This window comes from Mesorhizobium sp. M1338, assembly GCF_040318045.1.
Lineage (GTDB): Bacteria > Pseudomonadota > Alphaproteobacteria > Rhizobiales > Rhizobiaceae > Mesorhizobium.
On the sequence record NZ_JAMYLL010000075.1, the window covers coordinates 1 to 18,495 of the forward strand.

Consider the following 18,495-nt stretch of genomic DNA (forward strand, 5'->3'; position numbering starts at 1 on the left):
CGCCCCCCCCCGCCCCCCCCCCCCCCCCCCCCCCCCCCCCCCCCCCCCCCCCCCCCCCCCCCCCCCCCCCCCCCCCGCCCCCCGCGCGCCCCCCCCCCCCCCCCCCCCCCCCCCCCCCCCCCCCCCCCCCCCCCCCCCCCCCCCCCCCCCCCCCCCCCGGCCGGGGGGACCGGTTCAATGAACCGGCCGCCCGCCTGTGTATGGGCAGTATTCGCCGATCGCGTCGACTTCGTGGCCGTCGAGGTCGTCGGCAGGAAGAACGCCGTATTCGTTGTCATCGACCCTGAACAGGGTGACCGGCGTCATCAGGGTACGAGCGAGGTTCCAGGCGTGGCTCTGAGCGAGGCTGAGTTCGTGCGACATTTGTTTGGCTCCTTGGTCGCGAGGACCATTCCCCGCTCGACAGGCGCCCGTCGGGCCCAGCCCGGACCGCGATCATCGCGATGGCGAAGCCTTGAGTGACGGCACGCTTGCGTAGTCCGACCCGAAGCGGGTTGATCGGCAAGGTCCGGGCTGGAACAAGGGAATTAAGCCGAAAGAGCGGGAAATGGGCTCTGCACAGGAGCAAGTCACTCGCCACGAAACCTCGCGGATTCATGCCTGCGGCACTTGCGGCTGACTTATGCTGGCTTCGTCAAGGTTTAGGCGAAAAAACCGTTCTTCCTGTTCCGACGATCCCGCCACGATGGTGGCGTCCGCACAAAGAACCGCATCCGGGCAACACCCTGACCGACGAGAATACGAGAAGCCCATCAAGCCTGATCGGGCTGACCGCCGATAAGTTGTCGCCTAGGGTTGGCGGTGAAGGAGCTGCAGAAGCCGCCTTCCAGGTCGCTGTATCCCGATCAAATCACGCTTCGCTCGGTAGCTGCCCCTCGAGGAGCGCGGAGGCTATCTCGTCCTTAGTCCAGCCGGATCCGCCGAGTGCCGAACCAATTGCTGGAGGGCCGGCTCCAGGCGAACTGGCATTGGAGGCCGCGTCCTGATGGTCGACCGGGCAGCTTGGTTGCACGACAGCAATGTTTGATGCTTCATTCAGGCCATGGGCTCTCGCCCCCTCCTTTAGCCAAACCAGGCGCGCCAGCTCACGCGTTCTTCGTGCGCGACTCGGCAACCGCCTTATCTGTCGACCAGCTGCTCCAGCGATCCCGCGCGTTCCAACTCCTTAAAGAAAATGACGCGGCGTGACGCTGCCCAGCCCGTGCATCTGGGCCAGGTTCCACACATACGCATAGTCGACCATCAATTCGGTTCGAGGCGAGGCCTTGGACGGTTTAGGCGCGGTCAGGATGCCGCCGCCCACCAGCCGATCGGCCCTCTCTATGAGTCGGCGCACCCTCGATGTCGACAAGTCATGTAGCTGCGCCAGGTCGGCGAAGCGCTTGCCCTTCAGGAACCTTATACCAGGGTGGTTCCTACCGACGGTCGGGGTACCCCCCCAACAGCCCCGCAGTTTTCCAGCATCATGCCGCTCGTTCATCCAGTTGTTCGCGCCCCCTGCAAACCCTAACCTGGCAAATCGGCTCTTGGAAGACTACGTCTTGGCCCAGTGCGTACGTCGCTGGACCTGAAAGTGACTTTGGAGCTGAATACGTCGAAAAGTTCCAGACTTTAAGCCTGACTTTTGCGTCTGATACTTGCGAAAGCTTTCTACGCGATTTCAGCGAGCAGTGACGCCCGCTGCAAACTTAGCACTTGCGCGACGAGGCGGGAGGCGTCCGAAAGAGAACCGGCCAACCGAGTAATGATTGTTTGCCCAACTGCAACTGCGCGAGCCGTTCTCCCTGACTCAGGCGCCCCTATGTAGGTGCGTCGTTGCTTGCGTCGGGGCATCTTCGCTGTGCCTGCAATCAGGGAACTGATTGCATCCGTGAAACACCGTCGCGTTCCTGTTGCGCTTCTCGACCATTTGGCCCACCAGACAAACGGGGCATTGACGCAAGGCAGCGCCTTCGATCGTCTCGTAGCGCACCTCATCCCGGCTATCTCGCAAAGTTCCCGGATATAGCGGGACGGCTGGCGGACGTTGGTGATGAGATATACGCCCCGGCTGGCGCGCGTGAGTGCGACGTAGAACAGGCGTCGTTCTTCAGCATAGGCGAAGGTTTCAGGCTGAGGAATGACCAGGTTGAGCAGTTCATCGTCCTCAATGCGGCTCGGCACGCCATAATCGCCTTCACTCACATCAAGCAGAACCGTGTAGTCCGCCTCAAGCCCTTTGGCCCGATGAAAGGACTGGCCCGACACCTCGATATTGGCGAAGGAGGGTGGGATCCCGCCGAACGGATCGAGCAGATTGTACCGCCATAGAACCAGCACTTTGAGTTTTGCGTCTGGTTCGCTGCGCCACTGCTCGGCGATGCTCCCCAGGGCGATGTCGAGCCGTTCGAGCAGGCGATGGCAAGCCTGGGCGAATTCAGGCCTGCCGCGTTCGTCATCAATGGGAATGACCCGAATCGACCGCGGAACCGCAGGCCGTGTCGAACGAACCGATTTCGTGATCTGTTCGGGATTACGCTGGACGAATGTCGCGGCCGTCTCGGCAATAAGCTGATTGCAGCGATACGTCTGTTCCAGGCGTCCCTGCCAGCTTGCCCCAAAATTGGCCTCGAACTGCGTGAAGATCGTGATGTCCGATCCGGCAAAGCCATAGATCGACTGCCAGTCGTCTCCGACTGCGAACACTTTGGTGAACGCCGTCTGCTGCTTGAGCGCCTTGATGAGGTTGGCGCGCGGCTCGGAAATGTCCTGAAACTCGTCGACGAGGATCAGGGAATAGGGACTCTGATATTGCCCGGTCTCGACCAGCCGGACCGCATCGGCGATCATTGAATCGAAGTCGATCCGCCGGGATTCTTCGAGTTTTTGCGAATAGCCCTTCGTGATCATCCACACGACGCGGGCATAGAGCTTCGCGCGCTGCTTGTCGTGCAGGGTCTTGGCGCGCTCGAGCAGCATATCGAGCGTCAGATGGCTGGCGCGAATATGCTTGATGCAGGTGGATATGAGCTTGTGATAGTGCTTGATGACCACAGGCTCGATCGCCTCGGTGATCTCGGCATAGCTCTTGCGCTCCAACGGAACCGCGCGCCGGGCCAGTTCTGCCTCGAGTGTGCTGAGGAGGGTCTCGTCGCTGGCCTGGGCTGAAGTCGTCTCGAAGAAATCGATCTCTTTGCGGCGATAGGCCTGACATTTTCTCTCGGCGTGCTGGACATAATCCGCAAAGGGTGACGTCCCATCGGCGTTGAGCGCGAAATGCTCATGCACCGTGTCGGTCAGCGGATAGTAGAAATCGGGATTCAGATGGCGAACCGTGCCGTCATCCTCCTCAACCGCAAGCTGCCGCTCGTATTCGAATGCGACGGAATGCAGCCACAGCCAGTTGACGATCTTCTGCTCCTGCAGCGATTTGACGATCACTCCGGCAAGCGAGCCGATCGTGGCTTCGCCCTTCCTGAGCCGATCCGAAGACATAGCGACGGTAGTCAGCCTCGGTGTCGAAAACCTCGGCCGGGATGTCCCCCTTGGGATGCACCACGAGCAGGTCGCACCACAATTGCGCGAATTCCGGATTGGTCTCGACAAGGCTCTGGATGATCTCTTCAATGACCCTGGCTTCGCCGGCGGGATGATCCACCCAGTTGGCAAGCCGGGGCGGACGTCCTTCGACCTCCTTAATGATGCCCCGTCCAAGCGCGTGAAACGTCGTGACGCGGCACTCCAGGGCGGAACGAAGCCGGCAGGGAGGCCTTGAGCCCGGTCGGCATCAATTGTGGATCCAGAAGCGGGTGAGAAAGTGCGGCAGCAACGCTGCCGGGCACGCTGGCGATGGCCCGGCCGAGATCTGCCTGCGCGAGATATTGTCTGCTGCCTTCGGTGATCTCCCGAAGCCTGGCATCGACATCGAGCAAATGATCCGTCTCTGTGCCGATGAGGTCGAAGAGGTGGGTGTTGACGAACGCATGAACGTCTGCGGCCAGTTGCTCGGACGCGTCCCCCGACATACCCGACAAATTGTCCGTCCTGCCGCGTGCGCGGATGCCGACGGTATGCCACAGCAGCGCTTTGCTGGTCGAAATCGACACGATATCGAGGCAGCTGAGATCAACATCGCCACCTTGACTCAGCCCAATGCGCCCGGACAGCTTGGGGTCCAGGGTCAGCTTCCATTTTCCGGAAGGAAACATCCGCGCAAGGAAACCAGGGCGGTATGTGCGCGCACGGCCAGATAGCAATTTACTCACATTCCATATGTCCGGTAAAACTGGGCTCCCAAGGAACTGATTATCATCAACATATTGTGATGTTCCAAACCATCGCGTTCAATCGAAATGAATGTTCGCGGAGACGCTGTCGCGACCACAGGTCTGTCCTGCGATCTCGAGTCATCCTGGCATTGGCCAGCCAGTGAGCTGTTCCGCCGGCACCTCGGCGGCTCGCGGCCCTAGGAGGACGCCATCGAAGAGAATTCTATCCGGCTCGATCGAGGCGCGCGAGCAGATCGGCACAGACTTCCGCCTTGTTCCAGGAGGTGGCTTGGCGCCGACTGCCTTGTAGGCGGCATCGATGAACTTTCGTTGAGGCCCAACAAACTCCTCGTCTTGGAAATGCCGTGCGCCGCCTTCCAGCCTATTACGGAGGCGGAATTCGCGGCCGAGATCGCTGCGGTCACTCATGCGGGCATCCTACCGCTGTTCATGCGCGTCGCTATGATTTGTATTCCCTGAACCCGTCCGTCAGTTGCTTGAACGACTTCGGGCCGTATTTTCCGAAACTCTCCCCGTCAACATAAACAAAATCGTAAGCCACGTCGGACTGCACCCGATTGATGTCCTCGCACCATTGTCTTAGCCGTTCCATCTTCAACGGCACGTCCAGGTCTTCCAGACCCTTGGTTTCGACAATGACGATGCGCTTGTCGGCCAGCTTCACCAGGAAGTCAGGGTAGTAGTTGGAAATGTTGCCGTCGGCGTTGATGTAATCGAGCTTGAAATTCACGGCAAAATAGTTCTTTGCGTAAGATACGACATCGGCGCAGGAATCAAGGAACCCAGCGAAAACTAGTTCCAGGTGGCTGTCGCCGATAATCCGGTTGAAGACGCTTTTCTTCGGCACTAGATAGCCCTGCTCCTTGGTGACGAAGGGGCGAGTCTGCCGCAGTTTGATGGTGTCACGGATTTCAGCATCGCCCTTGTCCTTCACGGTCAGGGCATTGATGGCTTTCTTGAAGTTCTCGATCATTGTTTTCGTCGCAGCCAGTTCGGACAGATTCCGCATGGTGTTCGGGCTGTCTAGATCGACCGTGCGGTCGAACAATTCGGATTGCACGAAGGTTTTGACCTTCCCGTAAAGCACGTCGTAGCCGCTGATCAACCGCAAGTCCTTCATCACGGTCTGGGTAAAATACCCCAGAACGCTGCGGTAGTCGGCAATCCCGGCTGTGTCGAGGATGGTGGTGTGCGTCACCGCCCCAGTCGTGATGTCCTTGAAGACAATCTCGCGCTGTTCTTCCTCGCTGAACGTACGGTAGGGGACATGCATATGGCCGAAGGCGGTTATGTCGAGATCGCCTAGGGACTTGTATTCGCGGTAAATACGCGGCGTCATCACCGGGATTTCAATGTCGAGGGCGTCGATGTCTTTCTTGTCGTTTTCGTTATCTATCTCAATGACAAGCGGGGTCTTGGGCTTGGTTCCCTCGCCCATCGCCTTGCGCTCAAGCTCAACGCCCTCCGCTTGGATTGACTCGACAAATTCCATGAAGGCGTCGGTGCCGACGACGCTGACATATTCCTCGATGCCGCCGGGATACATTTTGCGCAGGCCGCGTCCCAAAGTCTGCTCAGGGAGGATGTTACTCTTGGCAGCATAGGAGCGCAGGCCGACAATGGTCGTGACGTTGCGCACGTCCCAGCCTTCTTTCAGCATTAGGACCGACACGATGGCCTTGCAGGGGCTGGCTGGATCGTCGATCTCGTTCGCTTGCTTGCGTAGCGCCTCCAGCTCCTCCTTGGCCTTGCCAGAAGCAGATTCCGAGATTTCGCCGTTGTTCTTGGTGTGGATGACCAGCGTTGCGTCGCCAGCCAACTCCGCGTAGTGGCCGCGTAGATAGTCCGCAACGTCGTCGCAGTTGCGGGTGTCATCCGTCATGATGAACAGGATGGCTTTCTTGCCAAGTTTCTCGTGTTCGGCATACGCCTTTCGCCATTCGATCACGCCCAGGTCGATATAATCAGCGTATTTCTCGGTATATTTTGCGCTCTGGCGCTCTGAAAGTTTGGTTCGGCTTGCCGCGTCCGGTAGTACGGGGTGCTTGACGACGTTCTGCGAAATGGCCTCGACCAGCGGATAGTCTGCCACGGTCTGCACGAAAATCGCGCCGTTGCTGTGCTTCGGCGTCGCCGTCACATCGACCTGCAAGGACAGTGCGGCTCCCTTTTGCAGGAGCCGGTTGTGGATATCCTCAATCGACTTGAACCAAGCAAGGCGCGAGTCATGAATATGATGAGCTTCGTCGTTCAGCACCAACAGTTCGTCGATGTCGCGGACGATCATGCCAAGGTCCACCTTGGAATCCGTAGTAGCGCCCTTGGGCCGGGTGCCCAGAAAATAATCCATCGTGTTGTCGTCGTCGGGCGATGAGGGAATGTCCTCTCCCGCGTAAATCCGGTGAATGTTAGTGAGAAAGATATTGCCGGTCGGCTGCGTGATGCGCACCTCGTCCTGCACATGGAGCGTCAACTGGAAATCGTCACGCCAGTTACGGCCATCATATCCGTTGTCGGGGATGACCGGATCGTCGAAAAACAGCCGCAGCCCCTGAAAATCCTTGTAGATGCGATCCAGCACAATGATGTTGGGCGCAATCACCAGGAAGTTTCGGGCGAGCTTCGAATCCGGCTCGTAGAGCTTGTGGTAGAAACTCCAAGCCAGTGCCAGGCTAAGAACCTTAGTCTTGCCAGCGCCGGTCGCCATTTTGACGACGAAGCGCCGCCATGTCTCATCGAACATGCTCGCGGACACGACCCCGCTGCTGTCAAAGCGCATCAGGTCGAATTTGTCGGTCACCCCGGCAACGTCATAGAGATACACAATCGATTCAAGGGCTTCCCTTTGGGCGAAAAAATATTGAAACTCGGCCATATTGCCGTCAGCCTGCGGAACTAGATGTGGCGTCTTGAACCACCAGTTAAGCAGGCTCCGGCTGGTGGCGGATGCGCCGACGTAGCCACCGTTTCGAAAGTCCTTCACCTTCTGGCGCAATACCGCCACCAGCGGCGGCATGAGCTTGTCCATGCTGGTCTCACGCAAAGTCTCGTCGGCCGGAAACCACCGGATTGAGGGGTCGAGAATGGCGTGGGGATCGTTCGGGAAATCGGGATGCAGCGCCATTATTTCTTCGCTCCCACGGTCACTTCGGCAATCGTCATGGTGTCGTTGCCGAAGATGTCCACGACCTTGACGGCGATCTTGCGCCGCCCGGCCGGGCATTCGTGGAAGACACTTGTCAGTTCAAGCTTGCGATCCTTCTTGGTGCGGAAGGACTGCCATTCATTCTCGAAAATATAGTCGCCGGTCCACGCTTCCTCCCAGTCCCTGGTGTCGGGATTCTGGGTACGGATGATCTCCCGCTTGTTTTCGAAATCGAAGTCCACGGACCAGTAATCAATCCAATCGGCCCAATTCTGGGTCAGCGTTTCGCGGGTGACGATGCCGTCCTTGTCCTTGCTGACCTTAACGATCTGGCCCTTCTCGACGACGATCCTGCTGCCCTTGTCCTTGAGGGTAGCTTCGGCGTTGGCGATGGAATCTTGGGAATAGAACACGGAAAAATCGGTCAGTTCGACCGCGACACTACCGCCTTTGACGTGCGGCCTCACCTCGATGAACGACACGTCGTGGAATACGACCTGATTTTTCTCCACGGCCCGCTTGTCGAAAACATCCGCCGGAATGTATTTCGGCGCGATGTCGATGCCCTTGCCGCGCGCCTCGTCCAGGACGTTCGGGAACAGGCCCATTTCAAACTCGAATCCGAGAATATCGACCTTGGTGATATGCTTCTTTCGGCATTCGAGGATAATTTCCTCGACGAATAACCGCGACACCGGCATGTTGACCGGCCCGACGGCGACAAGCCGCCCGGCCCTCTTGCCGTGAAAACTGGCAAAACCGTCCGTCCGCTCGGCACGATAGGCCCGCAGAATGAGGTCAAGGAATGCCGCTTCTTTTTCCTCAAGTTGTTTCTGGCGCTGTTCCTCACGCAAGTTCGGGTTCACACCGACATAATGCTGGCGCTCGTACTTGCCGAGATTGAGGATTTCGAAGGCACGATAGTTCTTGCCGTCAGCCTTCAGCCCTCGTTGCACGCCAATCATGCGCTTGCGCGTTGTATGAACAGCAAATTTACCCAAATCGCTAGCGATCCACTTGCGATTTAACTTCTCAGCCACGGCTGCGGTCGTGCCTGAACCACAAAAGAAGTCCGCTATCAAATCACCCTCGTTGCTGCCAGCGGCAACGATCCGCTCCAAAAGAGCTTCTGGTTTTTGTGTTGGATAGTCGACCCGTTCATCGGCCTGCGAATTCGCTGGTGATATGTCGGAAAATACGTCGCCAACCGCTATCCCCGGCATTTCGTCCAAATAGCGTTTGTACCGCGGCACCGCGCCACTACTTGGTTGTACAATGCGGCCCTCAGCGACCAAAATGTCCATCTTCTCTTTGCTGTAGCGCCAGAACCTAGTGACCCCGAGAAGATCATATCTTGGATGTCCACGAGTTCCTGAGCCGGGTGCCGTGACATCCCACAGTCCAAATCTACGGCCATTTTGGTCTACATGAGGATACTTCGACTTCATGTATTCAGTGTCATATTCCGCGAACGGCTGGTTAAACGTCGGTCGTGACTGTGGATTTTTACGATAGTAAAACATAGTTTCGTGAATGCGTGGCCAATTAAATGCACCCTGCATGTAGTCATTCTTTGTTGTAGTTCTCTTCCAAATAATTTCATTCACAAAACTTTGCTTACCGAATATCTCATCCATCGCGAGCCGCATATAGCCTGCTAGCCGCCAATCGCAATGCAGGTAAATTGAGCCATGCTCATGCATGAGGTCACGCATCAGCACGAGTCGTTCGTAAATCATGCTTATGAAGCTATCGGAACCGCGACCCCACGTATCCCGATAGGCTATTTCTTCCAAAATATTTGGTTTCTTTGTAAAGGTATCGTCACCGATTTCAATGTCCATTGAAAAATCGGCCCCCATGTCGAAGGGTGGGTCGATGTAAATTAGCTTCAGGCCGCCCTGGCGCTCGATTTCCTCGCGCAATGGCCCGTTTTTCAGCGATGAGAGAATGAGCTTGTTGTCGCCCCAAATGAGCTTGTTGTTCCAGCCTCTGAGCTGCCGACCTCGGCTATCGGTCGAAAATAGGTCTTGTTGCGCTGCCGTATCTTCCGGCTTCTCGGCGCGCGGCTCGTCCACCTGTTCGATGGTCTGAAAGGGCAGAACGATGTTGCAGACCTCGTTCGTTTTGCCATTCCAAACAAGTTCGACCTCTCGCTTGTCATCGAAAAGCAGGAAACGATATTTCTCCGGCAAGGGCTTGTCGGCCTCGATGAACCGAATGATGTCCTGTTGTTCCTGCTCGGTTAGCCGCGCCATTTTTCCCTGCCCACTCCACTAGATAGTCTTCGGTTTGCCAACAAAGCCTCATCCGGTACGGCTTTGCGGAACTTCCGCAAAGGCCCGTGTGGGAAGAGGCTTGAGCCAGGTTGAGCTGCGAACGCTCAACGCGCCATCCGCGCCCGGCCCCAATGTTATCCTTCGCCCCGACGCTGCGGTTTTGACCGGCAAGCGGCGGCACATCAGGTCGGCAAGCGCGGGATCCTCCACCGCGCAGATGATCTGCCGACCGTCCTCGACCAGCTGCGCCAGCACTTCTGCCAGATGGACCGTCCGGAAATCATCGACGTGCTGCACCGGATCGTCCAACAGCACCGTCTGCCACCGGCTCCAGGCTAGCGAGAGATTGATCGACAGGAGAAAGGCCAAGCCCGTCGCCCGTCTCTGGCCGCTGGAAAAGAGGAATTGGGGATTGAGACCGTCGCCCACCTTCAAGCTCAGGAACCGTCGCACGTCGCCTCGGATCGCATACTCAATATCCTGCCATACCGGATGAGGTTTTAGACGCTGATAGAGCTCGGCCATTAGTGGGAGGACACGGTCAAGGCGTAAGTCAAGTGTCTCGGCCGCGGCCCGGCGGGTCGCATCATGCAATGCCGCAGCCGTTGCCTCAGCCTTGCGCGCTCGACCAAAGCGCTCCTGACCACGCGCCAGGCGCTCCTTGGCGACCTGTTCAGCCTGCATCGCCTTAGCCAGTTCGCTATTGAGGCGCAGAGTGTCCAATATCCGCAAACCCCGTTGCGCGTTTTCAAGCGACACACCAAGTAGGGCCGCGCGGCGATCAATGTCCTCTACGCTCGGATCGCCTTCGATACCAAGTGCGCGGCATTGCTCTTCGACCTGGTGGATCACCGCTTCCTGCGCCGCGATCTGGGCGGCAACATTGCTTTGCCGCTGCTTCTGTTCAGAAAGCGCTTTGGCCGCCGCCCGGTGCTGCTCCTCACGCTGCGCGATCGCGGTCGCGATTTCGTCGATCCTTCCGGCCGCGGCTTCGGCTTCAGCGCTCCCTGTCTGGAAGCTTTGCTCAGTGTGCGAGGCCGAACATAGTGGGCAGTGATGCTCTATCAGTCCAAGGTTGCGGCCTGCAGCGATTAGAGAGACAAGGTCGCGCGCCCGACGGGCGAGGTCCCCCGATGTCTCTTCGGCATCAACTTCGACGATGGCAGCGAGCGAGCGCTCGGCCTCATCACACGCGCGCTGAACCGACGACAATTCCCTATAGAGGATAGGAAGCGAGGCACGCGCGCTCCCGAATTGGTTTAGACGGTCACGCAATGAGGAGAGTTCTCCCAGCTCATAGTCTACTGCAGCCATACGATGGCGAACCGCCCCGGTTAGGCTGTCCGGGGTCCCTGTCGTATCGGCAAATAGCCGGAGCCGGGTGGTCGCCTCAGCGATCGCGCTGTCCGAGGCAAGCGATGACCGAAGCTCATCAAGCCGCCGCGCAGTCGCCGCTAATTCCGCTGTCAGCGTGTTGACCTCCCCTTGCGCCGCCTCGCTCCGACGCTTCGCCAGCGTCGAGATGTCCAGCGCGCGAGCGATCCAGCTGTCGGCATCATTCGCGCCGATCGCCTGACGAAGCAGTGCGTAGCGCTCGGTCTCCTTCAGGTCGAGGCTGAGGCCGGCAATATGCTCGTCGCGAATAATCGCCGTAGCGCACAGCTGCTCCAGCGGCGCCTTAGGGGCAAGCTCCGGATGCGCCAGCGCCTTCACAATGTCGGGCGATATCGTGACGTCGCTCGCGTCGAGTGGCGTGCGGCGAACCTTGAACGTCCCACCGCTCCCGGAGAACCCGACTTCGACATAGCGTTCCTTGGGCGCGTCACCCTCACCGATCCACCAAAAATAGTCGGCGACGCTCTGTCCCGCTGCGGTTGCGCCCTTATATTTGCTGAGCCCACCGGTCAGCGCAAATTCGACCGCGTCGAAGATCGTACTCTTGCCGACGCCATTGCGGCCATCGATGACGGTAAAGCCGGAAGCGAAATCGATCCTCACGGGATCGCGATAACCGCGAAACCCGCTCGCCGCGACATAGTCGACCTTCATGGCTCTTTCTCCAGCAGCTGGAACACGATGTGCGGGTCGGCAGCCGACAGAAAAGCCTCAACGACCGTCTGGGCAAGCTCTGTGGTCCGCTGGCGAATCTCTTCCTTGCTATCTACAGCATCGAGGACGGGCGTCGACTGCAGCGGCATCAGTGGGAGGAGAGCTCGCAGTATGTCGGAACCGTGCTCGCAGCCAGACCGTGCAATCTTGCGCAGTCCGGACAAATCCTCCTCGATCGAGCTAAGCGCGATAGCCTCGGCATAATTGGCCCGGTCGCGGGCGAGCAGCAGAACATAGCTGTTCCAGGCCTTGGTGCCCGCAGCGCGAAGCTGGAACTGGCGCTGCGCGACAAGGCGATCAGTGTCGCCCGACCAGCGCGCGAGGAGGTCACCGGCCGTGTCATAGACGAGAACAAATCCCAGCAGCGTGTCGTTCTCGAGGACGCGCGCAGAAAGTCCGTCAATGTCGACCGGCTGTATCTCGAAGCCGGCGTCCTGGAGGAGGCGGGCAGCTTCTTCGATCAAATCTGTCACAGTCCGAGTTCCTTCACCGCATCGGCGTGGGTCATCCACATGCTACCCGATCCTCTCGCAATGCTGGCGGTTGCGCTGCCTCGGGCGAAGCTTGCTGGCAGAGCCCGCGACTCCGCTCCCACGGCCACTACAATGTCGGGCGCGACCACCGGCGCCACATCCTTTTCGAATGTAGCCTCTACCCTGTCTAGCATCTGATTAGGCGTGCGCAGCACCCGAATGGTTTTGCCGCCGAGCTTCCAGTTGGTCCCTTCCGCGACGGCGCCAGCCGCCTGCAGTTCGATCATTGTCAGGCCAACAAGAGGTTCGTTGGATGGTCGAGGCGCGTCGGCGGGCGCATTTGGCTCGCATCCAAGCAGGTCGCGACGCATCAGCCAGAGTTGATCGTTGTCAACATCAGGAGCCTCAAGCCAAGCCGGGTCAGGATCTGTACCTTTGCAGTGCTGGAAATCCGCCGCCCCGCCATGCAGCACTTGTCGGATGAAGCTCTTGGAATATCCTCGGCGCAGAGCGGCAAGAAAGCGGGCGCCCGACTCCTTCACATGCAGGAATCCGCCACTGGCGCGCATGCCGAGCGCATGGAGGGCAGGCGCCTTTGCTTGAAAGCTGGCGCTGTCTGCTGTGTCTACAACGATGACCCTGGATGGATTAACGGCGTCCAGCGTGGATGCCAGGACGGCGTTCAGATAGTCCCAATCAGTCCAGTAACCAACTATGATCAGATCGCGGTTCAGTAGCCGTTGGGTAAGCCATGGTGTACTACTGGCGATGCGGGATTGTACCGGGTTGTGCGCCAGCTGCCCGGGTGCCCAGACTGTGTTCGCAACATCAATCGTCCTGCAACCGTGGAGCTTAAGCATTGGGGTGGCCGCCGGTGGTAAGGCTGCCACAGCAAGCCCGTCAATACCAACCTCGACCTGCCCATAGAGGAAGACGCCCGCTGACTCGACAAGTGTATCTACATTGGTCGTCACCACAGTCTGCAAGGCGTGGGCCAGCATAAGGTCGGCGATCGCGTAGTGGCCCTCATTAGGGCGGCCGGCAAACGCGTTACGATCGATCAATGTTCCAAGAAATACGGTGGGTAGTTCGCCGCGCTGGAAAAAATATTCCGCTTGCTCCTCGATATTGTTGGAGAGCGGCGGGCGGGCTCCGCCATATTGGGCAGTGTATTTCGCCTTCGCCTTCTGCGCGAGAGTCCACGCACTCGGCAGATTACTTGGCGCCGCCATCGAGAGGCCCGCACCTGCGAATATGGCAAGCCTCTCCGCCAGAAGCGAGTCAAGCGCAAGGCTGACACCTTCATCAAAATCCGTAAGAACCACATTCCCCCCGCACCACCTGAATGTCGCAACCGCCGCTGGCGAGTTGCGAGCGCGAATACGTTTATCTTGGTGCAGCCAGCCATACCATAGTCCGTGCAACCGTTTGGTTCAATTTTGTGCTGAGATTGGAATGCTGGAGACCCGCCTCCGCTTCAGCGCATTACGAAGGACTCAAAATGAGCTTCGGTTGCTGATCATCAGCCATCTCTACAGATTGCGTTTCATGGCAACACAAGTATCCGGAGAGACATTGCAGACTGTCCAAAACGCCACGAGAAACGTGCAGGACCTGACGTTTCCGAATCCCCGAAAACGAAGGTAACAATTAAGATTCTCAGCATGATGCCGTGGAGCATGGCTATAGAACTTCGATCTGGGCTCGCTGCCATATGGCGCTTCGCTGCTCCTTCGAGGCGACCAGTCGAACTTTACGGAACAGGTCGGGCATGATACCCGTTCTCTACGTCGGGCATCATGCCCATACTTGGAGGAGTCCGTGCGGCTGGTCAGATCACGGGATGTCCCTGCCCTCACAGGGATGACCTCCGACCAACTGCGGGAATGGACCGTTCGCCGACGGCTGATTCAGCCGGACGAACCTGCACAGAAACGGGGTAGTGAAGCAAAGTTCTCCTGGCAGACCCTATTGGTACTTCGCCTCACCGTCGTGTTGAGAACCCGCTTCCACGTCGAGCTTCAGGCTCATCGTGAGCTTCTTGCCTCAGCGCGCAAGCTACTGGACGGCACCTCGTTCCCCGGACTTTGGGGAGGAACGCTCGCCATCTACGGCCTCTCGCGATGCGAGCTGCTGACTGTGCGAACGACACCACTGTCGGGGGAAGAGGACGCGATTCTGCTCCGCCTAAATCGTCACTTGGAGGCGCTCTCGCAAGGATTCGGGCTTATCGACCCGGTCTCGCAACTCCCCCTCTTCCCGGCGATAGGCCTCCGAGGATCAGGCGAAGGCTTGTCCACCGAGCACCGACGTGCGGAAGGGAAACGCCGATGAACGTCCTACTCGCCATCGAGACCGAACTCCGGCAGCTAGGTTACGCTTCGGAGGCGATCATCCGCGACTATACCTTCGCTGACGTTCTCTCGGCGGTTGGAGAGTCACGTCGTGTTGAGCTAGCGGCGTTTACGCAGATTCCGGAATCCTACCGATCTGCCGCCTTCGGAGTGGTCGTAGAAGAGGACGAGGAGTCACTGCTCGAGCGCCGGGCGCTTGGAGCGCCGATCCTGTTTTCGATCGGGCAGCAGGACGTTGGTGTCTGGCGTGTCGCCGCGCTGGGTGCCCCCCGACTGCTCGAACGGGTGGGCCTAGACGCTATCCCTGAGCTGTTCCTTCGGAACGCCGAGCACTGGCGGCCGCAAGCCGTACATCGCGCGAAATCGTTGGGTCAGACCCAGACAGCCTATCAACTCGATTTCGTCGACCTTGGTCTTCTGCCGGCCATCGAACACGAAGTCGAGGACAAGCTCGATCGCCTGCTGCGCCGGGTCGTCGACGAGCTCATGGCCGGCCTGCGTGGCGAGACAGAAGAGGCCGTGTTCCGCGCAACGTTCCGGCTGCTCGCAGCCAAGATCCTGCTCGATCGCGAGCATCCGGCAGCGTCCACGTGGCGGGAGGCACCGGTGGTCAACGTCTTGGACGGTATTGAGAGCTATTATAGTCTCGTGCGATTGCCGTCCGACCCCCTGAGCGGCGTGCCGCAACCATCGGCGGAGACCGCTTGGCAAACGCTCCTGAATGCGATCAGTTTTCGGAATATCTCCTCAGACAGCCTGGCCTTCGTTTATGAGAACACGCTGGTCACGAAAGATACACGCAAGCGCTTCGGTACCCACAGCACTCCTCGGCAGGTGGCCGAGTATGTTGTCAGTCGGCTAGACCTGAGTCAGTTCGACCTCGATGGGCTAACCATCTTTGAACCGTTCACCGGCGCGGGCGCATTTCTCGTCGCGGCTTTGCGCCATCTACGGGACCTTCTGCCCGGGGGCCTCTCGGCTGAAGAGCGGCACGCGTTCCTCGTGCCGCACATCCGGGGCGCCGAGATCGACGCATTCGCCTGCGAGGTGGCAACGCTGTCACTGATCCTGGCCGACTATCCCAATGCAAACGGCTGGAAGATCGCCAACGAAGACCTGTTCAGGCCGACAGTACTAGCGCAGCAAGTCGGATCGGCGAAGATCGTCCTGTGCAATCCGCCCTGGGAGGACTTCGAGGCGGAGGAGCGCTCCGAATACCCGGAGATGGCGACGAAGTCCTTCTCCAAGCCAATGGCCGTCCTTCGAACCGTTTTGGACGCTGAGCCCGAAGGGATCGGGTTCGTGCTGCCGCAAGGTTTTCTGCGGCAGCAGCAATATGCCGAGCTCCGGCAGACTGTCGCCGACCGTTATCAACATATCGAGCTGAGTTCGCTCCCAGACCGCATTTTCCAGCGCGCAGGGTTCGAAGCGGCTGTCTTGATCGCCAGAGATCGGCGAGCTGAGGCTGGACAGGGGCGAGTACGCCTAGTGTCGAGCGTCGTTTCCGACCGCGACCGTGTGGACTTCTTGGCGACTGGCAAACTGACCGCTGAGCGGCTCAGAACCAAGACAGTTCACTCGGGCGATCTGTGGATTGGAGAGCTCGACGAACTGTGGGAAGTAACTGACCGCTTTCCGCGATTGGGCGAAATGGCTGACGTGTATCGCGGGCTGAAGTGGTGGAAACAGAGCAGCGGCATCTCGAAGTCAGCCCGAAAAGGTTTCGCGCCGGGAGTGTACAAACCGGCAGATTCCTTGGCGCAATATTGCCTGCGCAACTTAGTTTATCTCAACATGAGCCCCGAAGCTGCGATGTTCCCAGGGCCACTCAGTCGACCGTGGGACCAACCCAAGGTTCTGACTAACGTTGCTCGGCTTTCGAGGGGGCGTTGGCGGATGGCGGCAGCTTCCGACGACTCCGGCCTTGTTGCCTCTCAGGGGTTCTTCGGAATTTGGCCGGCGAGCGACAAGCTTCCACTAGAGGCCCTGGAGGCCATCCTGAATGGGCCCCTTGCCAACGCATTTTTGACGGAGCGTGCGACCAATCAGCATTTTACTAACGAGTTGCTGAAGTCGCTTCCCATTCCCAAAATGACTCTGGTTCGAGTGGTTGAGGCGGTGAAACGCTACCGCGCGGCGTGCCAGGTAGCAGGTGCGGAAGTGTTGAGAGCCGCAGAGAGCGACGACATTCTGAACGGGCTTTTGATCGAAATCGATGCGGAGGTACTGAGAGCTTACGACCTGCCTCCGCGCCTGGAGCGGCGTTTGCTTGAGTTCTTCCGCGGTCATGAACATGAGCGCCGTGTGGACCACCGATTCCAAGGATGGCTGCCTGAGCACTTCACGGCGTACATCCCGTTGCATGAGTATTTGGGTCCACTTGTCGAGCGGAATCGAGGGGCTTGGGCGCTCGAGGCGTTCACGCCGGCGCCGGAAGAAGAGGTAAAGACGCTGAAGCAGTACATCCACTGATGGACACATACCTCCTCGACACCAACCTCGTGTCCGTCCTCTACGACGCCGGTCGGCCGAACCACTTAGCGGTTCGCGGCGCGATTGCCGCCTTCGACCCCGACGCGACGCAGCTCGTCTCGGCTATTACGATCGGCGAATTGCGTTTTGGCCTTGCTCTCTCAAGAGCTGCGGGTCGGCCGCTTGCCCATATCGAAGCATGTATCGAGCGAACCGAGGAACATCCGTTGGCCGAGGTCGGCCGTCATACTGCCGAGGCGTTCGGATATGTGAAGTCGAGCGTCGCGCTCCAACGTGTCGATATCCAGCGGCGGCTTCCCCGTTGGGTCGAAGGCTGGTCCGATCGGGTGACTGGTCAATTGCTGCAGATCGACGAAAACGATCTGTGGGTCGCCGCTCAGGCCGTAGAGCGCAATCTCGTCGTCGTGACCTCGGACCCTGACTTCACGCGCGTAATTGCACCAGCCGTGCCCGAGCTCCGCGTCCAGCTCGTGTAGCGGCCTTACACTAATCTCAGCAACTGGGCCTGCGTGCCAAGCTCTTCGACGTCTTGGACAACCATCGAAAATGCTCTCCTTACCCCACTCCTTACCCCACCATTTTTGAAAGCCGGTCGGGTGCGCTCTCGAAGGCGAAAGGGTTCAGGAATTGTCGCCGCCACATTAGATTGCGATCGACGTCACTTAACCCCGCTTCGTCGCAGATTGTCGCCCACTGTGCTTGAACGATCTCGATCTGCTTCTCGATGACGGTGATAGCCTCCACTTCGTCTAGATGGAACTGCGCAGCCGCAGCGATGCAGACCGCTAACCGGCTCTGTCGGTTCTCGCCGGTAACGAGCATGGCCTGACCTGCTTCGTTGCCAGCTCTACCCTGAGGGCAGATGTCGTAGGCAGGCGTCAGCGTTAGCGTCGTCCAGTTCCAGAACGCGGCATGGTTACGGGCATGATCATCCGTGTTGCCGCTCAGGATGTTGAAGACCAGGCGGCCGAACAGCTCGTGCAGTGTCGCCCTCGGTGTCACGAAGCGATAGCGGATGATCTCGGCCAGATCCTGATAGCTCGCATAGCGCGCCATGAGTTCATCGAGGCCCAAAAGGGTGAGCGCCGAGACCATACCCTTTCGAAGCCAGCCCTCCTCTCCACGCGCCCGGTCGAAGCGTTGGATAAGCAACACATCTTTTCCGGCGGCATCGACAAGCTTGACTGGGGCGACAGTTAGGCCAACTCGATCGGCGATGGATACATCACCATGGGCGGTGAAGACGAGGCAGCTGACTACGTCGAGGAAAACGGCAAGGCCTGGCAGGCTGCGCATTTCGCAAAAGCCGGACAGGGGTTCCGCTAATTCCCGGACAGCGATTTCGCTAATGTCGGGACAGTTTGGCGGCGACGG

The 18,495-nt window shown here is 58.9% G+C and carries 11 protein-coding genes; 2 read left to right on the forward strand and 9 right to left on the reverse strand.

Annotated features, from left to right (window positions below):
- Positions 1 to 174: 174 nt before the first annotated feature.
- The 8 genes from NKH19_RS31240 to NKH19_RS31280 all read right to left on the reverse strand — a co-directional run bounded on the left by NKH19_RS31240 (position 175) and on the right by NKH19_RS31280 (position 13,599).
- Positions 175 to 363, reverse strand: coding sequence for a hypothetical protein (locus NKH19_RS31240; RefSeq protein WP_352983571.1), 189 nt, complete (start codon positions 361 to 363; stop codon positions 175 to 177).
- 1,287 nt (positions 364 to 1,650) lie between these two features.
- Positions 1,651 to 3,474 (reverse strand): UvrD-helicase domain-containing protein, encoded by a 1,824-nt coding sequence (locus tag NKH19_RS31250; protein ID WP_502911084.1) that lies wholly within the window; start codon positions 3,472 to 3,474, stop codon positions 1,651 to 1,653.
- 200 nt (positions 3,475 to 3,674) lie between these two features.
- Positions 3,675 to 4,244, reverse strand: coding sequence for a hypothetical protein (locus NKH19_RS31255; protein WP_352983572.1), 570 nt, complete (start codon positions 4,242 to 4,244; stop codon positions 3,675 to 3,677).
- Between the two features lie 463 nt (positions 4,245 to 4,707).
- Entirely contained in the window at positions 4,708 to 7,392 is a 2,685-nt protein-coding gene (locus tag NKH19_RS31260) for a DEAD/DEAH box helicase family protein (RefSeq protein WP_352983575.1), read from the reverse strand.
- Positions 7,392 to 9,671: a site-specific DNA-methyltransferase gene (locus NKH19_RS31265; protein WP_352983577.1), complete on the reverse strand. Its 2,280-nt coding sequence runs from the start codon at positions 9,669 to 9,671 to the stop codon at positions 7,392 to 7,394. The genes NKH19_RS31260 and NKH19_RS31265 overlap by 1 nt, the downstream gene beginning before the upstream one ends.
- 48 nt (positions 9,672 to 9,719) lie before the next feature.
- Positions 9,720 to 11,741, reverse strand: coding sequence for an AAA family ATPase (locus NKH19_RS31270; protein ID WP_352983579.1), 2,022 nt, complete (start codon positions 11,739 to 11,741; stop codon positions 9,720 to 9,722).
- Entirely contained in the window at positions 11,738 to 12,274 is a 537-nt protein-coding gene (locus NKH19_RS31275) for a hypothetical protein (RefSeq protein ID WP_352983582.1), read from the reverse strand. The genes NKH19_RS31270 and NKH19_RS31275 overlap by 4 nt, the downstream gene beginning before the upstream one ends.
- Complete coding sequence (locus NKH19_RS31280) at positions 12,271 to 13,599, reverse strand: SIR2 family protein (protein WP_352983584.1); 1,329 nt, start codon at positions 13,597 to 13,599, stop codon at positions 12,271 to 12,273. Before NKH19_RS31280 ends, NKH19_RS31275 begins: the two co-directional genes overlap by 4 nt.
- A gap of 1,005 nt (positions 13,600 to 14,604) precedes the next feature.
- On the opposite strand from NKH19_RS31280, the gene NKH19_RS31285 reads away from it, so the two are divergent.
- On the forward strand, positions 14,605 to 17,100 hold the full coding sequence (locus NKH19_RS31285) for an N-6 DNA methylase (protein ID WP_352983585.1): 2,496 nt from the start codon (positions 14,605 to 14,607) through the stop codon (positions 17,098 to 17,100).
- A complete protein-coding gene (locus tag NKH19_RS31290; RefSeq protein ID WP_352983588.1) occupies positions 17,100 to 17,597 on the forward strand; it encodes a PIN domain-containing protein in 498 nt (165 codons plus the stop codon). The genes NKH19_RS31285 and NKH19_RS31290 overlap by 1 nt, the downstream gene beginning before the upstream one ends.
- A gap of 91 nt (positions 17,598 to 17,688) precedes the next feature.
- Here the strand turns inward: NKH19_RS31290 and NKH19_RS31295 are convergent.
- Positions 17,689 to 18,495, reverse strand: an 807-nt coding sequence (locus NKH19_RS31295) for a type II toxin-antitoxin system HipA family toxin (protein WP_352983591.1), incomplete at its 5' end; no start/stop codon positions are given.

What these genes read in the sequence shown, in the direction of transcription:
- NKH19_RS31240 (WP_352983571.1), bottom strand. Translation starts at nt 363, where the DNA reads ATGTCGCACGAACTCAGCCTCGCTCAGAGCCACGCCTGGAACCTCGCT.
- NKH19_RS31250 (WP_502911084.1), bottom strand. Translation starts at nt 3,474, where the DNA reads ATGTCTTCGGATCGGCTCAGGAAGGGCGAAGCCACGATCGGCTCGCTT.
- NKH19_RS31260 (WP_352983575.1), bottom strand. Translation starts at nt 7,392, where the DNA reads ATGGCGCTGCATCCCGATTTCCCGAACGATCCCCACGCCATTCTCGAC.
- NKH19_RS31265 (WP_352983577.1), bottom strand. Translation starts at nt 9,671, where the DNA reads ATGGCGCGGCTAACCGAGCAGGAACAACAGGACATCATTCGGTTCATC.
- NKH19_RS31270 (WP_352983579.1), bottom strand. Translation starts at nt 11,741, where the DNA reads ATGAAGGTCGACTATGTCGCGGCGAGCGGGTTTCGCGGTTATCGCGAT.
- NKH19_RS31285 (WP_352983585.1), top strand. Translation starts at nt 14,605, where the DNA reads ATGAACGTCCTACTCGCCATCGAGACCGAACTCCGGCAGCTAGGTTAC.
- NKH19_RS31290 (WP_352983588.1), top strand. Translation starts at nt 17,100, where the DNA reads ATGGACACATACCTCCTCGACACCAACCTCGTGTCCGTCCTCTACGAC.